The sequence below is a fragment of the Rossellomorea oryzaecorticis genome (genome assembly GCF_045897515.1).
In the GTDB taxonomy this organism is placed as follows: Bacteria; Bacillota; Bacilli; order Bacillales; family Bacillaceae_B; genus Rossellomorea; species Rossellomorea enclensis.
The window spans coordinates 186483-205596 of the sequence record NZ_JBJOSA010000006.1 but is presented as its reverse complement, the minus strand read 5'-3'; the positions used below and the strand labels follow the sequence as shown (position 1 = coordinate 205596).

The following is a 19114-nucleotide window of genomic DNA, read 5'->3' as shown; positions in this document are numbered from 1 at the left end:
GAGCGGATCTCTTTTATTTATGGAATATCTTCCCGAGTACATCTTTTCCCCCGGTGACCGGGATAATTGCACCTGTAATGAAATCAGATTCTTCCCTGCAAAGGAATTCAACGACCCTCGCAAGGTCTTCCCCTGTCCCGGGACGGCCGACGGGAGTAGAGGGATCCCTTTCTTTTTGGGCATGTTCGATTTCATCCTCTTTCCAATCACCGACAATATCACCTGGACAGACCATATTGGCAGTGATCCCATTATGGGCTTCCTCGATTGAAATTGTTTTTGTGAAAGAAGCCAGTCCCGCCTTGGCTGCCGCAAAAGCTGACCTGTATATCCATCCAGGGGAAGTTTCCACACGATCATAACCGAATGTGATGATTCTGCCCCATTTATTTTCCCTCATTTGAGGGATCAACAACCGGGTCAGGTAAAATACGCTGTTCAGATTCCCATTAACTATGTAATTCCATTCATCAGGGGAATATTCATCAAATGTCTTTCGCTCCTTTACATAAGGGCCGGCATTGTGGATCAAGACATCTATACCGCCTGATTCCTGATTGATAAACTCAGTCATGTTCTTGCACTCTTCAGGATCTGAGACGTCACCCTTGACGGGAAAAACTTCATTCCCGTAAGTGTTCATTAATTGCCTTGCAAAATCATTTGCATGACCTTCATCCTGTCGATAATTTATGAATACTTTATAACCGTTCTTCGAAAATTCTATTGCGGTCCGGCTGCCTAATCCTTTGGCGCCTCCCGTTATAAGAACTGATTTATCATTGTACACCAAAATCCACTCCACAAAGTCTTTATATTACCATACTAAGAATCATTAAGATGAAATGCAACTATTAGCTGTCTTCATATTTAAGCTGAGTAGAAACGGTTCATATACCGCTATTGATTTCCGTGCAAGACTTCGCTTTCCGCGGGTAGCCCGGGAGCCTCCTCGTCGCGTCCGCTCCTGCGGGTTAGAAAAGCAGAAGGGCATTGGTGGCCCTGTAGCTGGACAAGTCTCACAGTAGCTACTCATCTCGCAGGAGTCTACGTCTTGCACTCTAAACAATAGCTAGAATAATTAAAAAACTGGAAAAGCGCTTCACAAGACCATCATGCAATCCAGACATTTTTCTTAGACTCGAACATTTCTGACCTGGTCTCTTATTTTGTGGCTGATTTTAAATATTTTCCTCTACATAAGAAAAAGCAGCCCCTTTGTAAGAGGCTGCTCAGGATGTTGATCCTTATTTAGAAATGAATTGTTGTGTCCAGTAATGACCGTTTTCAACGTATCCTACACCAATGTGAGTGTAGTTTGAGTTCATGATGTTTTTACGGTGGCCTTCACTGTTCATCCAAGCTTGTACTACTTCTTCAGGAGTTGGCTGACCCATTGCAATGTTCTCTCCTGCAGATGAATATTCGATGCCGAATTGCTTCATCATATCAAATGGAGAACCATAAGTCGGGCTGTTATGATCAAAGTAGTTGTTTGCCTGCATATCGCGAGACTTTTCTTTTGCTACTTTACTTAGTTCAGCATCTACTTTAAGCGCAGGAAGACCTTGTTTTGCACGTTCCTGGTTAGTCAATTCGACCACTTTTTGTTCATATTCACTCAACTGGCCAGTTTCTGCCGTTGGTTCAGCTTGCTGCTTTTGTTCAGCTTGCGGCTGTGCCTGTTGTTCTTGAGGTGCAGGGGCAGCTGCTTCTGGTGCTTCAGCTTTAGGTGCTTGCTGCTCTGGTGCAGGTGCTTCAGCTTTTGGTGCCTCTTGCGGGGCAGGAGCTTGAGCTTTTTGACCTTGCTGTGGAACCTGACCATTCACACAATCTTGCAGATTGATATTCTGACCTTGCAGATTGATATTTTGACCATCGACTCCATATTTTGATAGGATGTCTTGGATATATTTATTTAAATCTTGTTGATTACCGTTTAATTGAAGAGTCTGTACCTTCGTTTTCACTTGCTCAGGACTTGCTGCATCTGCACTTCCTGCTGCAAGCGGTGATGCTAATAATGTTAATGCTGTTGCTGCTGATAACATTTTCTTCTTATTCATAGAGATGAATTCCTCCTTAGTGAATGTGTTGTTTTCTTGCTGCACATTCATCATAACACCCTTTTTGTGTTACATTTACGGGAGGAAATGGTAATTGCGTTTGAATTGTTCAGTTTTGAAAAACAATTTATCCTTCAAACTCGAAATCTATTATAAATAAAGGAATCACTAGATTAACTTACATTTCCGGCATTTGAATATTTTGACTCACACCTCTAAAATTTACCGAAAAATCAATGTTGACACCCTAAAAAAGCAGGTCCTTTTGTAACGGATATTACAATACCGTTTCAAAAAAACAAGGTATTTTATCCCATAGACAAGCTTCCCTTGCATGGTTGTTTCCTTACTGCACTTATATATCCCACTACATTGAATCCTAAACGTTTTAATTGTCTCACACTCACATTGTACTCGACTGAAGAACTGCCGATCACGACAATCGGTCCTTTTGGAATCTCATGATAATAACGTTTTAAGTAGCCGCAAGGGATAGCCAGCGCCTGGTCGCAGTTCGATTTATATGAATCCTGATAATCCCGGACGTCGAGTATAATATGGCAGTCACGCAGTTCCTTATCGCTCATTTCTTTAACACGTACGGGTGCATAACGATAGTACACCATATATATAAGAACGCCGAATATAGCAAGAGTAATAAACAGAAGCATTCTGCATCATCCTTTTTTCAATAATCTATGTTGTATTATATACCTTCAAGGGTATAATGAAAAGAAAAAAGTCTCGAAACGAAATAATCTGAATTTAAAGGATCTGAAGATGATTACCCTTTAAGTTGATCGATCATTTGTATGTGTAAATCAAGCAGTTTCACCTTAGACTCCGATGATAAGCCGGATTCGAGAATGCGTTTGGATGCAGATATATATTTTTCTGATATCGGCTTCCTGACACGCGGGTGGCTGTTTTGGTCAAGGAGCTCTCGTTTGATGGCTTCTTTCAGGATTTGTTCCGGTGACTGATTTTCATCATATAAATTTCTATTTTTCCAAACAGAACTGTACTCTTTAAGTAAAACTTCATAGGCAGCAGTATTCACGTTCGTACTCCTTTACATAAATATTATCCAACTGAACATACTAGAAAAAAACAAAGAAAGGTGATTGGTTATGACTACACCGTATCGTTGTCCGAATTGCCGGACGAACCGCACAAGGTTCAATATCATCCAGCAGGTACCGCAAAGCGTGAAACTGGATCCGCAGTCAGGACAAGTTGTCCAGCAATATGAGGAAGGTCAGCTTGATCCTTTTCATCTCGCCTATAATGGACCTGAATTAAAGGTACAATGTGCCGCATGCGGACTTGTGGAAGATGAAATGACTTTCAAGAAGTTCGGGGAAAGCAATCATTAAGATGAAAGGGGCAGCCACATAACGGCCGGCCCCTTTTATTTATTTAATAATGATCTATTGCTTGCAGTGACTGTAAAATATCTGATTTAGATAATTCTTCACCGATTATGACAAAATTGGTTTTGTATTTCATATCAGCCTGCATAAAGAGGGGCATCCCATATGAATATTGGAACATTGCCGGATATTTTTTTCCTTTGAGCGGGATATATCCTTTCATTCTGTAGATGGTCTCGGGCTGCTTTCTAACCCATTCCTCAAACTCCTCTCCATCTACCTCCCCTTTAAATGTGTAAACCACCGCCTGCAGGGAAAGGTGCCTGCCTATTGATGCCTTTTCATAACCCTCTATTTTTATTTCAGCTGCCTCTGAAAAAATATCTTTCATTGAAACTTTCGCATAGTTAGTCAAATATACTTTAGCCCGATTATTAATTTGTTGTAATTCGTAAATGAATGTTCCCTGCTCCATCTCAGTCAGGAGATCCACTTTATTCGCAATGATATACTGTGCATGCCGGATCTGTTCCCTCATAAGGTGTAAAACTGACGGACTGAATTGAGAACGTTCCTTCCACTGCCTGCCGTCCACTACCGTTATGATCCCTTTGAACTCAAACCTGTCAGCAAATAATGGGGACAGGATGGAATCCACAACTTCGACGGGGTGTGCGGCTCCTGTTGTTTCAATGATCAGCACATCAAATTGTTCGTTGACCAGAAGATCCTGTAACTGTGCTTCCAGTTTATCTGAAATAGTACAGCAGATACATCCGTCCAGAAGTTCTCTCATGGATGTATCTGCCTCCACGGCATCACTGTCAATCGACACACTGCCCAGTTCATTCATCAAAACAGCGGGTTTTTTATTTTCTTCTTTTAACGCTTGAAGTACATGTTTCAATAATGTTGTTTTTCCACTTCCAAGAAACCCGGATAAGATATATACTTCTTTCTTCACCATTGTTCCTCCCCACTTTTACTACAATCTACATCCCTTCATTTTATATAAAACATGACCTAAATACAATGTCATTGAACTGATTGTTCTAACGGCACACTGGAAAGCTATATAATAGTAGAAAGTGAAAAGTCCGGTCTGCATTAATTTCTAATCGAAGGGTGGGGATTTCATTGTTCTATGAAAAAATTGTACCCATAAAGCTGCGGGATTTTCTGAAGAACCCTTCCCATGAAACACTGAAAGACCTGCTGCTCCTCAACACTGGGGAAACTGATTATGTTGATTTCAAATCCGACTGGATCGAAGTCTCCAAGCTTGCAAAACATGTCCTGGCCATTTCCAATTCAGGAGGCGGCTGCATTATCATCGGAGTCATGCAATATGATGATGGTTCATTAGAATTAAAGGGATTATCTGAAGAAGAGTTCCTTGACAAGGCGGATGTTGATAATAAACTTCAGCACCTTCTTCCAAAGTATCTTCGATATAGAACGGAAGATTTTATTTTCACCGGAAATATCCATCCTTTTTTAAATATGAAACGGTTTCAAGTGCTGATCATTGATTACGACCCCAGATACGTCCCTTATACTTCAATTGTAACAAGAGGAGAGCTGCGCTACGGAGCTATTTATGTGCGGCAGGGTACCAAAACAATTGAAGCCACAAATGATAAATTGGTAGATGTCATACTAAGGAAAGTACAATCGGGCGGTTCGGACAGTGAGGAACGCTCCCTCCAGGAACATTTGGAACACTTAAAAATACTTCAATATGAGTATGATCAATCGGAAGATGAAAAATATAAGGGTTATTTAAATCAATTGATCGGACGAAAAATGAAACGCATCGAGAACTTCCTGGATCTCGACTCCGCTGATAACTTCCCTCCCTGATCCACTCCGGCATCAGTAGCTAAACTCTCTCAGTGCCTGGATATTGGTGGTTTCATCCATTTCCAATACATCTCCCGCCCCAGGTTTCGTAATGCTTTGGTAGCTGCCTTCCACCGGGATCCTGAGGGTTTCGACGGAGTCGATCGGATGAAACAGAAAAGATAGTCCGTGCTTCATAACCTGATCAACCGAAAATGTTGTCTCGACGTTTTTAAAACCCTCACGCACCAACTCGATCGCAGTAGGTATACCTTTTCCTGATTTCAACTTGTCCATGATATTTTTTTCAGCAAGTGCAATGATTTCCTGCTGTCTTTCCACCCTCCCGAAATCACTGGATACATCCCCGCGGTAACGAACATATTGAAGTATTTCTCCACCCTTCAGCTTCTGCGTGCCCGGTTGTTTATCCCACTTCCAATGACTGATCATCCCCTCGGTTATGGGGACCTGAACACCTTCCGGGAAAATGATTCCCATCATATTTATAAAATCTTGAAAATTAAGATTCACGGTGTGATTAATTTCAAGATCAAAATTTTGTTTCAGTGATTTCTTTACAAGGTCATTGCCTCCCCACGCATAGGCATGATTTATTTTACTTTTACCGTACCCGGGGATATCCACATAGGTGTCCCTCATAATCGAGATGAGTTTTAGTGTAGGTTGATTGGGGACATATTGAGCGACTATCAGCACGTCTGCCCTCTCTGCTTCATTTTTTCTTTGATCAGACCCGACTACAAGCACATTGATGGGTTTCCCTGCCTCTTCTTTATTTATTGGAAAGATGGTGTTTGTTTTCTCCGTTTCATTTGTGCTTTTTACATCTGCATCCTGCTGGATTTCTGTCATTTCGGAAGGTAGAGTGGATTGGGTGGACGTATTCGTCGCTGCATATATGATGAAGGTTATCAGCAATACGATTGGTATGGCGGTCCATTTTTTAAACATTTCGATCACCTCATACTTTGTTATCATCATTGTTGGTCATTGGGAATTCTTCTATACAAGTAAGTTGAGGGAAATGTCTTTTCTTAATAGGAAAAGAACTCCTAAAAATGTGTAACTGGGTTCTAACGTATTTTTTGTTCAAAGAGGGCGGCGAAAACTAAAAAAAACGGCACATAATTAGGAACTATTTTAGTGTAGGCTCTAATACCGCTAATGATTTCCGTGCAAGACTTCGCTTTCCGCGGGTGAACCGTGAGCCTCGTCTGCTACTTTATTGCAATTACTGTCCAACTACAGGTCTTAGAGGCACATGTCATAAGCCAAACCGACCAAGAAGGCAAAAAAACGCCTTCGTGGCCGTTTCGTCTTATGCCACACGCCTCTGGGCAAAGCCCTTCCGCTTTTTGGTTAGGAGTCTTCGTCTTGCACTCCAATCAACCGCTGGGGAGAGTTAAATTTAAAGATCCGAACAAAAATATGTCTTAAATTTCAGATTAGTTCGGGCTTTACATAGTATAGAACACTTTTTATCCAAGCCGCTTTTTTAAATTCTTTCATTAACACCCCTGTAACTTTAAGTTTAAGATGTCACATTTATAAAAACTATTTTTGATCGTTAATAACTAACATATTGGCTTCATCAAATTCCAATCTTATAATAAGGATATTCCAAATTAAAAAGCACAACTTCTCTACAAATCTAAATAGAGAAATGGGGCTTTTCTGTTACTTCATTTATTTATTGAATTCATTAACTGGAAGAAGTATTGGGGTTTATGAGTCTTATTTAGGCTATACCATGAATGTAATGCATCTGGTGTAAATACATCTATTTTTTTCAGTACCTCCATTGCAAATTCCAGAGGAGCTATTCCTGATGCAGTAACCAAATTCGCATGGGATACCGCAGATCCCAACTCATTGAACTTTTCTCCTTTATAGTACGGACATACCATTTTAGTATATTCTAAGTTATTACTTGTATGCTTTCTAGTATCTAAGTATCCCATATTCGCAAGGGCATCAGTTGCACCACAAATTGCAGCAACAATAGTGCCAAGCTTTAAAGCTTGGCCAATTCTATCCAAGATAGGTTGATGAATTTCTTCACTCCAAGTAGTGCCTCCTGGTAAGATTAAAAGATCTTTACTCTCAATAGTACATTCATCAAGGGAAATATCTGGTTTTATGCTCACTCCTCCCATAGTAGTAATCATTTCTTTATTAGCTCCTACTGTAATTACTTTTAAAGGTGCTAAATCTTTTTTGAAATACCTTCCAGAGTTTAGTTCAGCAATTAAATATCCACATTCCCAGTCTGACATTGTATTAAATACATATAGAAAAACTTTTTTTGTTTGCATCCAATAACACTCCAATCACATTTGATATTGCTATTATAATAAAACTTCCCTGACAGTTAGCGTCAGGGAAGTTATCATTCTTGATAAAATTTTATTAATTCCGACAGAACTTCAATAAGTCTTTTCTTAAGACTTATTGGCTCAATAACTTTAATAGATTTATTGTATGGTAAAAGTAAATAAGGTACATATGTATGCATCATATCTTTTTCAAGAAGAAAAACTGCTTGATTTGAAGTCCGTTCTTGTAAATAATGTCCTAAAAACCAATGCTGGCAAATATCAGCCAATACATTTTTATCCCCATTAATAACCAAAGAAATAATCCCTTCTTTATCTTCTATAGCTGGAAGAAGGCTTTTTATAAAAGAGTCACGTGCTGAAAAATCTTCTGGCCGGTTAAACTTATTTTCTGTTAGCATTAGGCTTTCAATTCGATCTACTCTAAAACTACGGATATCATTTCTAAGATGACAAAATCCAATCACATACCACTTATTATTCCAATAGATCATTCTGTACGGATCGACCAACCTATAATTTAATTGCTTTTCCCCACTTTTATGGTAAAGAATTTTTACTGAGTACACGTCAGCTACGGCCTGCTCCAACTCCTTCAGAAAAGGTTCCATAGTTGAACTTAATCGACTTATTACTTCAAGGCAAGTTAAACGTTGGTTTATCTTTGTTTCCTGCTCTTGATTTGAGTATTTACTTATTTTTGAAATGGCCCTATTTAGTGCTTCACCTCCATAATATCCGGCTTCTTCAGCAAAAACAGCAGCGTGAAATAGTGAAGTTTGCTCTTCAAAATCAAAAAAAAGAGGAGCCTCAATAAAATTATTCAATAAAGTGTATCCACCATTATGTCCTGGTTCTGAAATGATAGGTACGCCACTTGTTGAAATGGTATCAATATAACGATACACAGTCCTTATATTCATCTCTAGCTTTTCTGAAATTTCGTTTGCAGTAATTTTTTCACCTGAACGGAGCATCCATAGAATCGCTAACATATTGTCAATTTTAGGCATATAAATCCACCTCAATATCCCTCTATTAATAATTAATAACTATCTTTCAATACCAATTATTTCAAATATTATAATATTGAGCAATCCCCTTATTCGATTAAATGGCCCGATAATTGAATAGCAGTTTTAAATTATTTATCGCATCTAAATTTAACTTGTTTCTCGATTAACTTCCTTTGTTGTTATTCAACAAAATCAAAAAAAACGCACTGTTGATTTCAATGTGAAATACAGTGCGTTTTTATTTTAGTTGTCCCCCTGAAGTAAACCCGTCAATAAAGGTTCAGGAGGTTGAACAAATTATTGTTTATTTAATACCTCAACTGCTTTTTTGAATTGAGGGTCGTTTTCTTTTAGTTTTTGGCGGAGCTGGTCCATCAGTTTGACGGTTGTTTCGCCTTTTAGTATGCCAGTTGATTCCAGTTTATTTTTTTCCTGGAACTGCTGTACGGCGGCTTTTGTATCTTCATCGTAGTAGCCGTCAACATTTCCCGGGTTGAATTCGAGGGCATTCAACATTTGTTCTGCCGTCTTCACTGTTTCGGACATGTCACTTTCTTTCAGTTCTTTATCCGGATTGATATAAGGAAGCTGTGCGTAATCCGGCATCTTCACTTCGTAATCGGGATTGATTCCTTTTTCATGGATCCAATTCCCTTTCGGCGTGAGCCATTTAGCCGTGGTGAATTTCATGTTCGAACCGTCCTCAAATTCTTCTGCGGTCTGAACGGTCCCTTTACCGAATGTTTTTGTACCGACCAGCGGAATATCATTTGACTCACTTACAGCGGAAGACAGTATTTCCGAAGCACTTGCACTTCCTTCATCTACAAGGACCGCGGTTGGGACTGTCACCTTCTGGCCGCCTTCTGCCACATATTTTTCGACTTTCCCATTATTGTCTTCGACTTGGAAGAGTACTTCCCCTTCAGGTACGAAAAGATTTGAAATTTTGATTGCCTGATCCAGCAGGCCGCCAGGATTTTGTCTCAGATCTAATACGAGCTTTTTCATCCCTTTATCCTGCATTTCATTCAATGCATTCACCAATTCTTTATAGGTATTTTCAGAGAAGCTTGTAATTTGAATTTCAGCGACTCCGTTATCCTTCATTTCTGCATATACCGTTTCAATCGGAATCTCGTCTCTAGTGATTGTCACTTCCATCGATTCTTCCTGACCAGGACGCTGGATTGTCAACGTTACCTTCGTGCCTTTCTCGCCGCGGATTAAAAGTACCGCGTCAGTAACAGACATACCCTGTATACTTTTCCCATCGACTTTCAGAATCTTATCATTGGGCTGCAGTCCCGCTTTTTCAGCAGGCGACCCTTTGATTGGTGAAACGATTGAAACATACCCTTCCTTCTCTTGAATTTCTGCACCGATCCCTTCAAAAGATGAAGATATGCTTTCCTGAAACTTTTTGGCTTCTTCCTCGTTCATATAATCAGAATAAGGATCTCCCACACTCTCGAGCATGCCGTTGATTGCTCCGTTGACTAGCGTTTCATCCTTTAGGTCCTTATAGTAATTTTCATTTAATTTATCATAAGCTTCATAAAGCTTTTTAAATTCGGATCTTTCTGTGACACCTACATTAACCGCCTTTTCATCCCCGAACGCCAATGCGAAGGTTGTGATTCCCGCTGTTGCGAATACTAGGAAAAAGAGAAGCATCACAAATTTGAACTTTTTTATTTTCAAATAACTTGTTTGATTTTCTTCTTGAGTGACTGATTGATCTGTTGATTTATCCTGTTCCAAGGTTTTCACCACTTTCATTGCTATGTATCCAAACCGTAAGTGCGATCATCCAGGCTTGGACAATCAGATAACTTCTCTATTCTATCAGCTTTTATCACTTAGTGAAAGGAATATCCATCACTATCCTTATGATGTGTCAAAATTGTCGTAAAAAAACCTACTGTACTTATTGCGAACAGGGAATACAAAAATGATTCCAGCCCGATGATCGACCATCCGATAAGAAGGACCACACTATCGATTGCAAAAATCAGCTTTCCCACGTTAAACCCTGAACTCTTTCCGATTAATTGGGCGAGTAAGTCCGTACCGCCCGTTGCTGAATCAGCCCTGAGCATCAAACCGATCCCAATGCCGACAAACGCCCCTCCGATAAAAGCGCTTAACAACGGGGGAAGAATGTGAAAGTCTTTCCATCTGTGAAAAAAATCAATCATAAACGAGGACAGCCATAACCCGTGGATACTGTTATAAAATAGCGGCCGGTCCTTAATGAATGCCAAACAATAGAGCGGGATGCTCAAAAGAATGATGGTTAGTCCGGGCTTAAAGCCGAACCAATAGTGGAATATGAGCCCGATGCCGATCATGCCCCCGTCCAGGAAGTGATGCGGCACAAAATAAAGGTTAATCCCTATACCAACGAGCACACTGCCTAACACCAGAATATAAAAACCTTTAAACATCCCTCTTCCCTCCGATCAGGTCCATTTGGACAGACCCCCTTTTTTATTGTTTATGAGAGAAGAGGTTGAAAAAGTCTTTCTATTTCAGCAGGGTTCAAATTTTAGTGCTTCTTTACAAGCTAGCAGCCCCTTTTGAAAATAAAAAAACAGGAAGCGCATAGCTTCCTGCCTTTCACTTATATTTCTTTTACATTTTTAAAGTATTCTTCAAGTGACCAGTCATTTTCATATATGACTTTGGCGGCGTCTTTTCCTACGTATCTGAAATGCCAAGGTTCATACTGGTATTGTGTAATATCGACTTTATCTTCAGGGTAGCGGAGGATAAACCCGTATTTATGTGCATTGGCTGCCAGCCATTTCCCTTCTTTCGTTTGGGCGAATTCAATATTCACCTGGAAATCATTGCTCTGGCTTGAGATATCCATTGCCAGTCCGGACTGATGTTCACTTTGTCCAGGCGGTGCAACGGCCATGACGGCCTTTTCTTTGCCGAACTGCTCGATTTCACGATTCAAGAGCATTTCCTGGTAATCATAAGAACGATAACCTGAAATAGCTGTGAGATAGATTTGTTCAGATTTCGCAGCCGCAAACATTTGCTCCAGGGCCTTTGCAGCTTCCTCACGGAGATGGGCCTTTTCGAGGTCCTCGTTTCCGAAAACGAATGGAACTTTTGGACGCACCAAATCTTCCGGTTTATACTCACCCAGCGCGAATTCCTTATTTACAAGTGCAAGTATATTGGCAGGGTTCTGAATGACCTGCTTTCCATCCACTAGCTTCACTTGATTGAAGAATTGTGATTCCAATTGAAGCTCGGGCGGGACCGTCTCTTCTTCCGCAACTTCACCGCCACCCTCGTCACCTGGAGTTGCATCCGGGGATTCCTTCATCCCTGAGCTGTTGTTTTCTTCTGTGTCCTTTGTTTCTTCGGACTGTTTTTCACCGAATAAATTCTGGGTCCATTCTTGTGCTTGCTGACACCCGGACAAAATGACAAGGGAGCCGGCAATAACCAGGATGACCTTTTTCATACTTTCACCTAGTTTCTCTATATTGTTACAAACTACATATTAACATGGATTGACTGACATGTAATAGGATAATCCTACTGTATTCAGGATTATTGCATAATAAAACTGCTTACCATTTAAGTAAGCAGTTTAAGAAAGCGTTATCTTTCCGGGTTATTCCTTGATTGCTGCTTCGAGAGCCACTTCAATCATTTCATTGAAAGTCGTTTGGCGCTCTTCGGCTGACGTTTCTTCACCTGTCAGGATGTGGTCGCTGACGGTCAATACGGAAAGGGCGTTACGGCCATATTTTGCAGCCAATGTATAAAGAGCCGATGTTTCCATTTCAATTGCAAGGATTCCATATTGAGCCCATTTTTCATGTTCCGCATTATCGTTATAGAACATATCCGCCGTGAATACGTTCCCCACTTTCAGGCTAAGTCCTTTTTCGACTCCGCTGTCGTAAGCGCGTTTCAGCAAATCGAAGTCAGCAGTCGGGGCATAGTCGATCCCATTAAAAGTCAACTTGTTCATTTGCGAATCTGTTGAAGAAGTCATGGCAAGGATTACATCACGTACTTTGACATCCTTCTGGATTGCTCCGCAAGTACCTACGCGGATCAAATTCTGCACATTGTAACTTTGCATCAATTCGTTGATATAAATGGAGATGGACGGAACACCCATTCCTGTGCCCTGTACACTGATTCTTTTTCCTTTATACGTTCCGGTGTACCCGAACATATTGCGAACTTCGTTATAACAAACAGGATTCTCCAAGAATGTCTCTGCTATATATTTAGCCCTTAACGGATCTCCCGGCAGTAAGACCGTTTCTGCAATTTCATTTTCTTTGGCATTAATATGTATGCTCATCTTACAATTCCTCCTATTATAGAACTTACTGAAGTACCATTGTAATCCTTTTCTTAAGCTTATGCAACGCCTTCAGAGTTCACGGATAGGAAGCGTCGGACTGGAAAGACTATAGATGGAAGGAGGTATGGTCATGACGAAGGAAAAAATGAGCAAGAAACTTAAGCAGGCCGTCCAGCATGCGAATGAAACAAACCCTTCCACCCGCTCGGGGACTCAGCCTAACTCTTCAAGAACCGAAAGGCTAAAATCTTAATAACACGGAGGGATCCTTTTGGGTAAAAAGCACCGTAACAGAATCAATTCGCCAAAGAAAAATAATCACATTCCTAAAGAAGCAATCGAGGCCGAACACAATGCCCATGCGAAAGAGCATTCAACGGTAAACAGAAAGAACGGGCCCGGCCACAACCTTTGATGAAATGAAAAAAGGAAAGACTCCATTACGGGTGTCTTTCCTTTATTTTCAATCAATGCAGAAGGATCCGGTTGATCCTTTTCCAGCCGTTTGGCTGCAATCGATAATAGAAATGACCCCTTCTTCCCTCATCTATAAAAATGATATCGCGGGTTGCCATATACCTGCCTTTGTAATCTGCGGGCATGAGGTCGGGTACATTAAAAATCCTGAACGTTTCATATAGTGCCTCTTCATGATTATTCGCATCTATTGATATCCTGTACACCTTCTGGTAGCCCTTGTCTTCCCCGTATTTTGGAGTTTGAAATACAGTGATGTCATAATTTGACCTCAGCATTCTGGGACGTTTGATTTTTTCAAGTAACAGCATGAGCACCCCTCCGGTTAAGTAGTACTATTAGTATTAAACAAAGGGGCTGTCGAATCCTTCATCAAAAAATGAGAACCTTTGTCGAAACGTCTTAAATGAATTTGTCGATGGTTTCTTTCAACTTTGAAGACAGGTGGGGCAGATCGCTTGAACGGATCGTCATCTTTACCATTGATTCGTCCATTTCGAGTGCTTCAGCCAGGAATCCCCCAAGCCCTCTTGCTCTGCGGTCCACTTCAATCAACACATCTGCCTGCTCCTCTGACTGATTAAGAAACATCAGCTCGATTTCATCCAATGAACGCTGATACGCTCCGCTTACAGGAACGAATTCAAACTCCTGAATGAACGGATATCTTCCCCTGAATCGGCGGGGAGCCTGTTCGCATTCGACCTTCCTTATTCTGAAACCAAGATCCTGTACAGATTGGAGAATGCCATTTATTAAGTTATGGGGAACGATTTCAATATAATCTTTATCTTTTGGGTCCACCGAATTTTTTATATCAAGACCCGTTGCCACCCACACCCTTGTATTGCCGTATGTGATTGGCGTTTCAAATGGAAGAGTGAACGAAAACGGGATTTCTCTCTTTTCATTTTCCCCGATTGTGAATGGTTCTGATATTTGAACCTTTTGAATCGGAGCATAGTCAGTATATTTTTTATCATCCGACTCACGGATATACGTTGTATAAAGAGTGAGATAGATCGAATCGATCGTCTGGGAAGTACTCCCCCCTTTGATTTCAACAACACCTTTTGCCGTTTCACCGGCTTGATAGCTTGATTTTTCCAACTTCGTATCTACTGTTGCTGCACCGATTCCAAATGATGCAAACACTTTATTAAAAAACGACATGCCTATTCCTCCCTTATCTTCTGCTTAAATCATATCTTATTTTCATTAGTTCCATATAAGCTTGTTCCGCATTTTCAAAAGAACCGTCATACCTGAGCAGTTTTTGGATCAATCCCCTGGTTGCCGGGCTGATGTCCAGTTCTTCCTCCCAACTCCTTTCTTTACGTTCAACCGGCTCGTAAGATGAATACAGAAGGAACAACAGGAAATGTCCGAGTGCATATAAATCACTTTTTGCAGTCTTTTCCCTCATATATTCCTTATGTAGAAGAGGAACTTCCGAATTATCTCTTTGTATCCTGCACGCCAGGCCGAAGTCGATGATGTTTATGACTCCGTTATCCCACAAGATGTTCGGGATCCTCAGATCCCTGTGTAAATAGCCGCTCTTATGGATAACCATAATCAATTTCACCAATTGAATGCCTAAGTCTAAAGATTCTTCTTCAGAATAGGTTTTTCCTTCCTTAAAAATCAAATCTTCAAACGTCCTGCCATCCATTTTTTCCATGATGAAATAAGGAGTCTGTTTAAACACACCTTTTTCATATATTTCAGGAAACCGGGGATGGTTCAGTTCTTCCAGGACAGCCGTTTCATTATCAATGTATTTCATGGAATCGGTAAACCATTTTTTATAAGGGCGTACCCTTTTCAATACAGCTCTATCCCCGGTATGGACCTGCCTTACATCATAGGCGGTGCCGTAGCTCCCTTTTCCCAAACAGGTCATGACCTGGAATTGATTGATTCTTTCCCCGCTTTTCCATTCTATTTCAAATCCGTCAACCATCCTTCGAAACAGTGATCCGATCATGATGTGTCCTAGCTGCTGAAAAAGCTTGAGAAGAAACTTTTACTCTTATATTTTTTCTTGTAATGATGATGACCATAATGTTTATGCTTTTTATACTTCTTCCAATTATCACTTGAACTGTAGTAGTGCGGCTTAGAATGTGATCCTAATAAACTCTTCAGTATTTTCTTTAGCACCCGGGGTTCCCCCATTCAAATTTATTGTATCTATATATACGGTTATATGTTTCCTTTGGTTTCAAAAATAAAAAAGGTCCGCCCCCCGGCACATATGAATGCGCCAGAGGGACGGGCCTTTTCATTCGAATTTATACGTCCTCTTCCCATTCCTCGTCAATGATGCACTTGGCAATCAGATACTCGAAGGTTATGTCCGCCAGTTCCTCAAGTTCTTCTTCGGAAGGAACATAGCCTCTTTGCACAAGTTCTTTCATGAAGAAGTCGGCAATTTCTTCAGTGTCGATAAAGACTTCTATCTCCCGCATTTGATCGCCCCCTTTGATTCTCAATTTATGATGCTGACAGCTTAGTTATGCCAGCAGAAAAAAAGTTTTCATATGAGGTTCAGGACAAGCATACACTTTACCATTAAGATTAGAGGAGCGATTATATATGTTGACATTGATCAAAAAAGGCCGATCCACACTAAAAGATTTTGAAAGCGGCGAAGGGAAAAGTGCAGCCTGTATGCAATGGGTTCTTCGTGCCATACTGATATCTTTCTTATTGATAAGTGTTCCGCTATTTTTATATATTATGTGGATTATTCCTTCTCTTTGACTGCGGAGTGAGAATTTGCGTGATTTTTCAACTGCTCAAGGACATGCTCCATTTTCTTTTTATACGTGGGATCGCGAAAGAAAAGATGAAGAGCTTTATAGTCATTATAATAATCGAGCAGCTGGTCCACCCAGCTTGTTTTATGTGAAGGGGACTTAAGGAGTTTGGTCTTGGCATCCTTTTTATGAGGAAACACAAAACCATACTTTTTAATGAACGCTTCTGCCTGTTCTTCATCTGCTACAAGAGTGATTTCATCTTCGTCTGCTTCCAGCCATTCCCCGTCGGTTATCCTCATTAATTCGTATATGACGTCTTCCCAGGCATCGTCTTTATAACGCCAGATCTCAGTCCGGAATCCGACCACTTTAAATAAATCCTCTTCATACCCCTTAACGATGACCAGATCTCCAAATAAAAATTTATATTCGATATCGATTTGTTCTTGTTCGAAAATATAACCGTCATAAGATTCCAGGAGCTCCAGTGCTTTTTCTTTGAATAGGCCTTCACTATCGTTTACTTCATAAAGGAATTCCCCATCCAGTTTTTTTATATTCGTTATCTTCCCTACTGTACCGTAGATTGTCACGACTACCGTTTCTCCTACCCTGAATTTAGGCTCTTTTCGATTCTTCATTCTCCCCTCACCCTTAATCGCCTTTTTTATATAATATGCAGTTATCACTGTAACGGGATACAAGAATTCGGTTTTCCGCTTCCCTCATCGAATCTGGACGGATACCCACTATCTCTCTGGTCAATTGAGGAAAAAAAAGACTGACTTCAGTTCAAAGATTCACTTCAGTCAGTCTATTTCTTATCCTTTTTCTTCTATTAGATATAGATCCCATGCCCGGTCAAAGATGATCATGCTCTCAAGGTATGAACCATTCATTTCGAGGTATGAACTGATTTCATCGTAATCCCACGATTGTTTCGGGAAGCTGTGATCATCATATGCTTCGTTGGCAAACCTCGTTATATCATCTTTCGCTGTCGGCTGCCTGTGTTTCATTAAATAATGATAAAATGACTTTCTCATCAAACCACCTGTCCTTATAAAACTGTCTTTTTTAAAAGGATAGCGGATGATGGGGCATCCGTAAAGCATGATGCTAAAAACGGAAATAATTCTTCTTTAGGAATCTTGGAATTTTCAAAAGTTCTTCGTACGTAAGCCGGTCCGTGAGCTTTTTGGTGTCTATCAACATTAATTGATCTTCAATTTCATTGATTACATGCTCCTCCTGATATTCCATCCCGCATTTTTTGCAGTTGAGCACCGGGACTTGTTCTATTGTGATTGCCCTGGTGCCGTCCGGAAGTTCCCAGTATACATTTCCTTTTTCCTTGGCGACTTCTGCTTCACCGCACCACTCGCACCTGATGTTATTTTCCATCGGCACTGTCATCCTTTTTGACGGCTGTATTTTCCATTTTTGCAAGCATGGCTTTATGCTTCTTTTCTTTCAGCTGATCCCGTTTATCCCTGAAGTTCTTCAAGGAATGATGAGATGGGTCATCCTCGTACTGTTTCCTTCTCTCCAGCCTTTTTAATCCATTCGGGGTCAAAGAGGCATGAGTGTCATTCATCAAGCCCGCAATTCCTATGGTTGTATCTTTAATTTCTTCATCATGATAGATTTCTTTAAAATATTCATCCGCTCTTCCGGCTATATATCCCTGCGGTTCGGGATACGTTGAAATCACTCCCTCAAAGTTCCGGACAACGACTTTAGAAGCACTTTGTGAGATGAGATAGTTAGGCTGAAGGGATATTTTCCCTCCGCCTCCCGGAGCATCCAATACGAAAGTAGGCACTGCATATCCAGAAGTATGTCCCCTCAAGCCTTCCATGATTTCCAGTCCCTTGGCCACAGGTGCCCTGAAATGCCCGATGCCTTCTGAAAGATCACATTGATAAATATAATACGGCCGCACGCGTATCTTGACCAAATCATGCATCAGTTTCTTCATGATCGGGGTACTGTCATTGATCCCCGCCAGGATGACCGCCTGGTTCCCTACAGGCACCCCTGCATCGGCAAGCATTTCGCAGGCTTTTTTCGATTCTTCCGTGATTTCGATAGACGTATTGAAATGTGTGTTCAACCAAACAGGATGATATTTTTTCAATATGCTGCAAAGATTCTCTGTGATCCGCTGCGGGAATACCACCGGGGCCCTGGTACCGATCCTGATGATTTCAACATGCGGGATTTCCCGGAGGTTCTTCAGGATATATTCCAGGATTTGATCATTGATCAATAACCCATCCCCTCCCGACAGTAATACGTCCCGCACAGCCGGGGTCTCACGGATATATTCGATTGCGGCATCCAGTTGTTTTTTCGGCACACCCATGCCGATTTGTCCCGAAAAGCGCCTTCTTGTACAATAACGGCAGTACATGGAACACTGATTTGTCACGAGGAAAAGAACCCTGTCCGGATATCGATGTGTCAAACCGGGTACCGGCGAATCCTCATCCTCATGGAGGGGATCCTCCAAATCATATTTTGTCTTATTGATTTCTTTTCCTATTGGAACTGATTGCATTCTTATAGGACATCTGGGATCGTTTTCATTCATCAGCCAGGCATAGTAGGGTGTAATATTCAGGGGAATCGTCTTTGTTGAAATTCTTACCCCCTCTTCTTCCTCGGGAGTCAGATTCACGACTTTTTTTAAGTCATCAAGGGTTCTTATTGTATTTGTCAGCTGCCACAGCCAGTTATTCCATTGTTCCTCTGTTACATCCTTCCACAACTCAATATCCTTCCAGTCCCTCTTTGGTCTATATAGGTTCATCTTCAATTCATCCACCATCTTTCATAAAGTTTCACCATAAGAACCATAT

The 19114-nt window shown here is 40.8% G+C and carries 24 protein-coding genes; 4 read left to right on the top strand and 20 right to left on the bottom strand.

The genetic code is table 11. From position 1 onward, the window contains the following. Positions 1–13: 13 nt before the first annotated feature. The 4 genes from ACKA06_RS09960 to ACKA06_RS09945 all read right to left on the bottom strand — a co-directional run bounded on the left by ACKA06_RS09960 (position 14) and on the right by ACKA06_RS09945 (position 3126). On the bottom strand, positions 14–790 hold the full coding sequence (locus ACKA06_RS09960; RefSeq protein WP_411159507.1) for an SDR family oxidoreductase: 777 nt from the start codon (positions 788–790) through the stop codon (positions 14–16). Positions 791–1247: 457 nt separating this feature from the next. Beyond that, positions 1248–2066 (bottom strand): CAP domain-containing protein, encoded by an 819-nt coding sequence (locus ACKA06_RS09955; RefSeq protein ID WP_058298083.1) that lies wholly within the window; start codon positions 2064–2066, stop codon positions 1248–1250. Between the two features lie 308 nt (positions 2067–2374). Further along, a complete protein-coding gene (locus ACKA06_RS09950) occupies positions 2375–2737 on the bottom strand; it encodes a rhodanese-like domain-containing protein (protein WP_082921344.1) in 363 nt (120 codons plus the stop codon). A 113-nt stretch (positions 2738–2850) separates the two neighbouring features. Beyond that, the gene (locus ACKA06_RS09945; protein ID WP_032088028.1) at positions 2851–3126 is read right to left on the bottom strand and encodes a hypothetical protein; all 276 of its coding nucleotides are present in this window, start codon (positions 3124–3126) and stop codon (positions 2851–2853) included. A 70-nt stretch (positions 3127–3196) separates the two neighbouring features. Here ACKA06_RS09945 and ACKA06_RS09940 point away from each other — a divergent pair, with 70 nt between their 5' ends. Beyond that, complete coding sequence (locus ACKA06_RS09940) at positions 3197–3442, top strand: hypothetical protein (RefSeq protein ID WP_032088027.1); 246 nt, start codon at positions 3197–3199, stop codon at positions 3440–3442. Positions 3443–3485: 43 nt separating this feature from the next. Here ACKA06_RS09940 and ACKA06_RS09935 read toward each other — a convergent pair whose 3' ends face one another. Continuing rightward, a complete protein-coding gene (locus ACKA06_RS09935) occupies positions 3486–4406 on the bottom strand; it encodes a CobW family GTP-binding protein (RefSeq protein ID WP_411159506.1) in 921 nt (306 codons plus the stop codon). Positions 4407–4576: 170 nt separating this feature from the next. Here ACKA06_RS09935 and ACKA06_RS09930 point away from each other — a divergent pair, with 170 nt between their 5' ends. Further along, the gene (locus ACKA06_RS09930) at positions 4577–5302 is read left to right on the top strand and encodes an AlbA family DNA-binding domain-containing protein (RefSeq protein WP_058297574.1); all 726 of its coding nucleotides are present in this window, start codon (positions 4577–4579) and stop codon (positions 5300–5302) included. A gap of 12 nt (positions 5303–5314) precedes the next feature. On the opposite strand, the gene ACKA06_RS09925 is transcribed toward ACKA06_RS09930, so the two are convergent. From ACKA06_RS09925 to deoD, 7 genes are all read right to left on the bottom strand, one after another. Beyond that, positions 5315–6256, bottom strand: coding sequence for an LCP family protein (locus ACKA06_RS09925; RefSeq protein WP_411159505.1), 942 nt, complete (start codon positions 6254–6256; stop codon positions 5315–5317). A 731-nt stretch (positions 6257–6987) separates the two neighbouring features. After that, positions 6988–7620: a type 1 glutamine amidotransferase family protein gene (locus ACKA06_RS09920; RefSeq protein WP_411159504.1), complete on the bottom strand. Its 633-nt coding sequence runs from the start codon at positions 7618–7620 to the stop codon at positions 6988–6990. A gap of 74 nt (positions 7621–7694) precedes the next feature. After that, positions 7695–8654 (bottom strand): helix-turn-helix transcriptional regulator, encoded by a 960-nt coding sequence (locus ACKA06_RS09915; RefSeq protein WP_411159503.1) that lies wholly within the window; start codon positions 8652–8654, stop codon positions 7695–7697. A 300-nt stretch (positions 8655–8954) separates the two neighbouring features. Next, positions 8955–10439 (bottom strand): lmo1851 family serine protease, encoded by a 1485-nt coding sequence (locus ACKA06_RS09910; RefSeq protein WP_411159502.1) that lies wholly within the window; start codon positions 10437–10439, stop codon positions 8955–8957. A gap of 80 nt (positions 10440–10519) precedes the next feature. Further along, on the bottom strand, positions 10520–11107 hold the full coding sequence (locus tag ACKA06_RS09905) for a YitT family protein (protein ID WP_032088023.1): 588 nt from the start codon (positions 11105–11107) through the stop codon (positions 10520–10522). Positions 11108–11283: 176 nt separating this feature from the next. Further along, positions 11284–12144: a M15 family metallopeptidase gene (locus ACKA06_RS09900; protein ID WP_032088022.1), complete on the bottom strand. Its 861-nt coding sequence runs from the start codon at positions 12142–12144 to the stop codon at positions 11284–11286. A gap of 153 nt (positions 12145–12297) precedes the next feature. After that, complete coding sequence (deoD, locus tag ACKA06_RS09895; RefSeq protein ID WP_032088021.1) at positions 12298–13002, bottom strand: purine-nucleoside phosphorylase; 705 nt, start codon at positions 13000–13002, stop codon at positions 12298–12300. 133 nt (positions 13003–13135) lie between these two features. Between deoD and ACKA06_RS09890 the strand changes: the two genes are divergently transcribed. After that, positions 13136–13258 carry a hypothetical protein gene (locus ACKA06_RS09890; protein WP_268876310.1) on the top strand — a complete coding sequence of 41 codons (123 nt, stop codon included), beginning with the start codon at positions 13136–13138 and terminating at the stop codon, positions 13256–13258. Between the two features lie 18 nt (positions 13259–13276). Continuing rightward, on the top strand, positions 13277–13420 hold the full coding sequence (locus tag ACKA06_RS09885) for a hypothetical protein (RefSeq protein WP_169792800.1): 144 nt from the start codon (positions 13277–13279) through the stop codon (positions 13418–13420). A gap of 52 nt (positions 13421–13472) precedes the next feature. On the opposite strand, the gene ACKA06_RS09880 is transcribed toward ACKA06_RS09885, so the two are convergent. From ACKA06_RS09880 to kamA, 8 genes are all read right to left on the bottom strand, one after another. Continuing rightward, positions 13473–13793 (bottom strand): YodL domain-containing protein, encoded by a 321-nt coding sequence (locus ACKA06_RS09880; protein ID WP_198259398.1) that lies wholly within the window; start codon positions 13791–13793, stop codon positions 13473–13475. Positions 13794–13884: 91 nt separating this feature from the next. Further along, positions 13885–14655, bottom strand: coding sequence for a sporulation protein (locus tag ACKA06_RS09875; protein ID WP_058297581.1), 771 nt, complete (start codon positions 14653–14655; stop codon positions 13885–13887). A 13-nt stretch (positions 14656–14668) separates the two neighbouring features. Further along, positions 14669–15472: a serine/threonine protein kinase gene (locus ACKA06_RS09870; protein ID WP_411159501.1), complete on the bottom strand. Its 804-nt coding sequence runs from the start codon at positions 15470–15472 to the stop codon at positions 14669–14671. 307 nt (positions 15473–15779) lie between these two features. Beyond that, complete coding sequence (locus ACKA06_RS09865; RefSeq protein ID WP_064563934.1) at positions 15780–15956, bottom strand: YozD family protein; 177 nt, start codon at positions 15954–15956, stop codon at positions 15780–15782. A gap of 278 nt (positions 15957–16234) precedes the next feature. Further along, on the bottom strand, positions 16235–16891 hold the full coding sequence (locus ACKA06_RS09860; RefSeq protein WP_032088017.1) for a hypothetical protein: 657 nt from the start codon (positions 16889–16891) through the stop codon (positions 16235–16237). 180 nt (positions 16892–17071) lie between these two features. Beyond that, on the bottom strand, positions 17072–17296 hold the full coding sequence (locus tag ACKA06_RS09855; protein ID WP_032088016.1) for a YozE family protein: 225 nt from the start codon (positions 17294–17296) through the stop codon (positions 17072–17074). A gap of 73 nt (positions 17297–17369) precedes the next feature. Then, positions 17370–17642: a YokU family protein gene (locus tag ACKA06_RS09850; RefSeq protein ID WP_052011589.1), complete on the bottom strand. Its 273-nt coding sequence runs from the start codon at positions 17640–17642 to the stop codon at positions 17370–17372. Position 17643: 1 nt separating this feature from the next. Beyond that, complete coding sequence (kamA, locus tag ACKA06_RS09845; RefSeq protein ID WP_411159500.1) at positions 17644–19065, bottom strand: lysine 2,3-aminomutase; 1422 nt, start codon at positions 19063–19065, stop codon at positions 17644–17646. Positions 19066–19114: the final 49 nt, after the last annotated feature.

Excerpts from the sequence above, each read along its gene's own strand:
- ACKA06_RS09920 (WP_411159504.1), bottom strand. The coding sequence starts at position 7,620 with ATGCAAACAAAAAAAGTTTTTCTATATGTATTTAATACAATGTCAGAC.
- kamA (WP_411159500.1), bottom strand. The coding sequence starts at position 19,065 with ATGAACCTATATAGACCAAAGAGGGACTGGAAGGATATTGAGTTGTGG.
- ACKA06_RS09925 (WP_411159505.1), bottom strand. The coding sequence starts at position 6,256 with ATGTTTAAAAAATGGACCGCCATACCAATCGTATTGCTGATAACCTTC.
- ACKA06_RS09860 (WP_032088017.1), bottom strand. The coding sequence starts at position 16,891 with ATGAAGAATCGAAAAGAGCCTAAATTCAGGGTAGGAGAAACGGTAGTC.
- ACKA06_RS09870 (WP_411159501.1), bottom strand. The coding sequence starts at position 15,472 with ATGATCGGATCACTGTTTCGAAGGATGGTTGACGGATTTGAAATAGAA.
- ACKA06_RS09910 (WP_411159502.1), bottom strand. The coding sequence starts at position 10,439 with ATGAAAGTGGTGAAAACCTTGGAACAGGATAAATCAACAGATCAATCA.
- ACKA06_RS09940 (WP_032088027.1), top strand. The coding sequence starts at position 3,197 with ATGACTACACCGTATCGTTGTCCGAATTGCCGGACGAACCGCACAAGG.
- ACKA06_RS09905 (WP_032088023.1), bottom strand. The coding sequence starts at position 11,107 with ATGTTTAAAGGTTTTTATATTCTGGTGTTAGGCAGTGTGCTCGTTGGT.
- ACKA06_RS09915 (WP_411159503.1), bottom strand. The coding sequence starts at position 8,654 with ATGCCTAAAATTGACAATATGTTAGCGATTCTATGGATGCTCCGTTCA.
- ACKA06_RS09900 (WP_032088022.1), bottom strand. The coding sequence starts at position 12,144 with ATGAAAAAGGTCATCCTGGTTATTGCCGGCTCCCTTGTCATTTTGTCC.
- ACKA06_RS09950 (WP_082921344.1), bottom strand. The coding sequence starts at position 2,737 with ATGCTTCTGTTTATTACTCTTGCTATATTCGGCGTTCTTATATATATG.
- ACKA06_RS09865 (WP_064563934.1), bottom strand. The coding sequence starts at position 15,956 with ATGCGGGAGATAGAAGTCTTTATCGACACTGAAGAAATTGCCGACTTC.
- ACKA06_RS09935 (WP_411159506.1), bottom strand. The coding sequence starts at position 4,406 with ATGGTGAAGAAAGAAGTATATATCTTATCCGGGTTTCTTGGAAGTGGA.
- ACKA06_RS09890 (WP_268876310.1), top strand. The coding sequence starts at position 13,136 with ATGACGAAGGAAAAAATGAGCAAGAAACTTAAGCAGGCCGTCCAGCAT.
- ACKA06_RS09855 (WP_032088016.1), bottom strand. The coding sequence starts at position 17,296 with ATGAGAAAGTCATTTTATCATTATTTAATGAAACACAGGCAGCCGACA.
- deoD (WP_032088021.1), bottom strand. The coding sequence starts at position 13,002 with ATGAGCATACATATTAATGCCAAAGAAAATGAAATTGCAGAAACGGTC.
- ACKA06_RS09955 (WP_058298083.1), bottom strand. The coding sequence starts at position 2,066 with ATGAATAAGAAGAAAATGTTATCAGCAGCAACAGCATTAACATTATTA.
- ACKA06_RS09875 (WP_058297581.1), bottom strand. The coding sequence starts at position 14,655 with ATGTCGTTTTTTAATAAAGTGTTTGCATCATTTGGAATCGGTGCAGCA.
- ACKA06_RS09880 (WP_198259398.1), bottom strand. The coding sequence starts at position 13,793 with ATGCTGTTACTTGAAAAAATCAAACGTCCCAGAATGCTGAGGTCAAAT.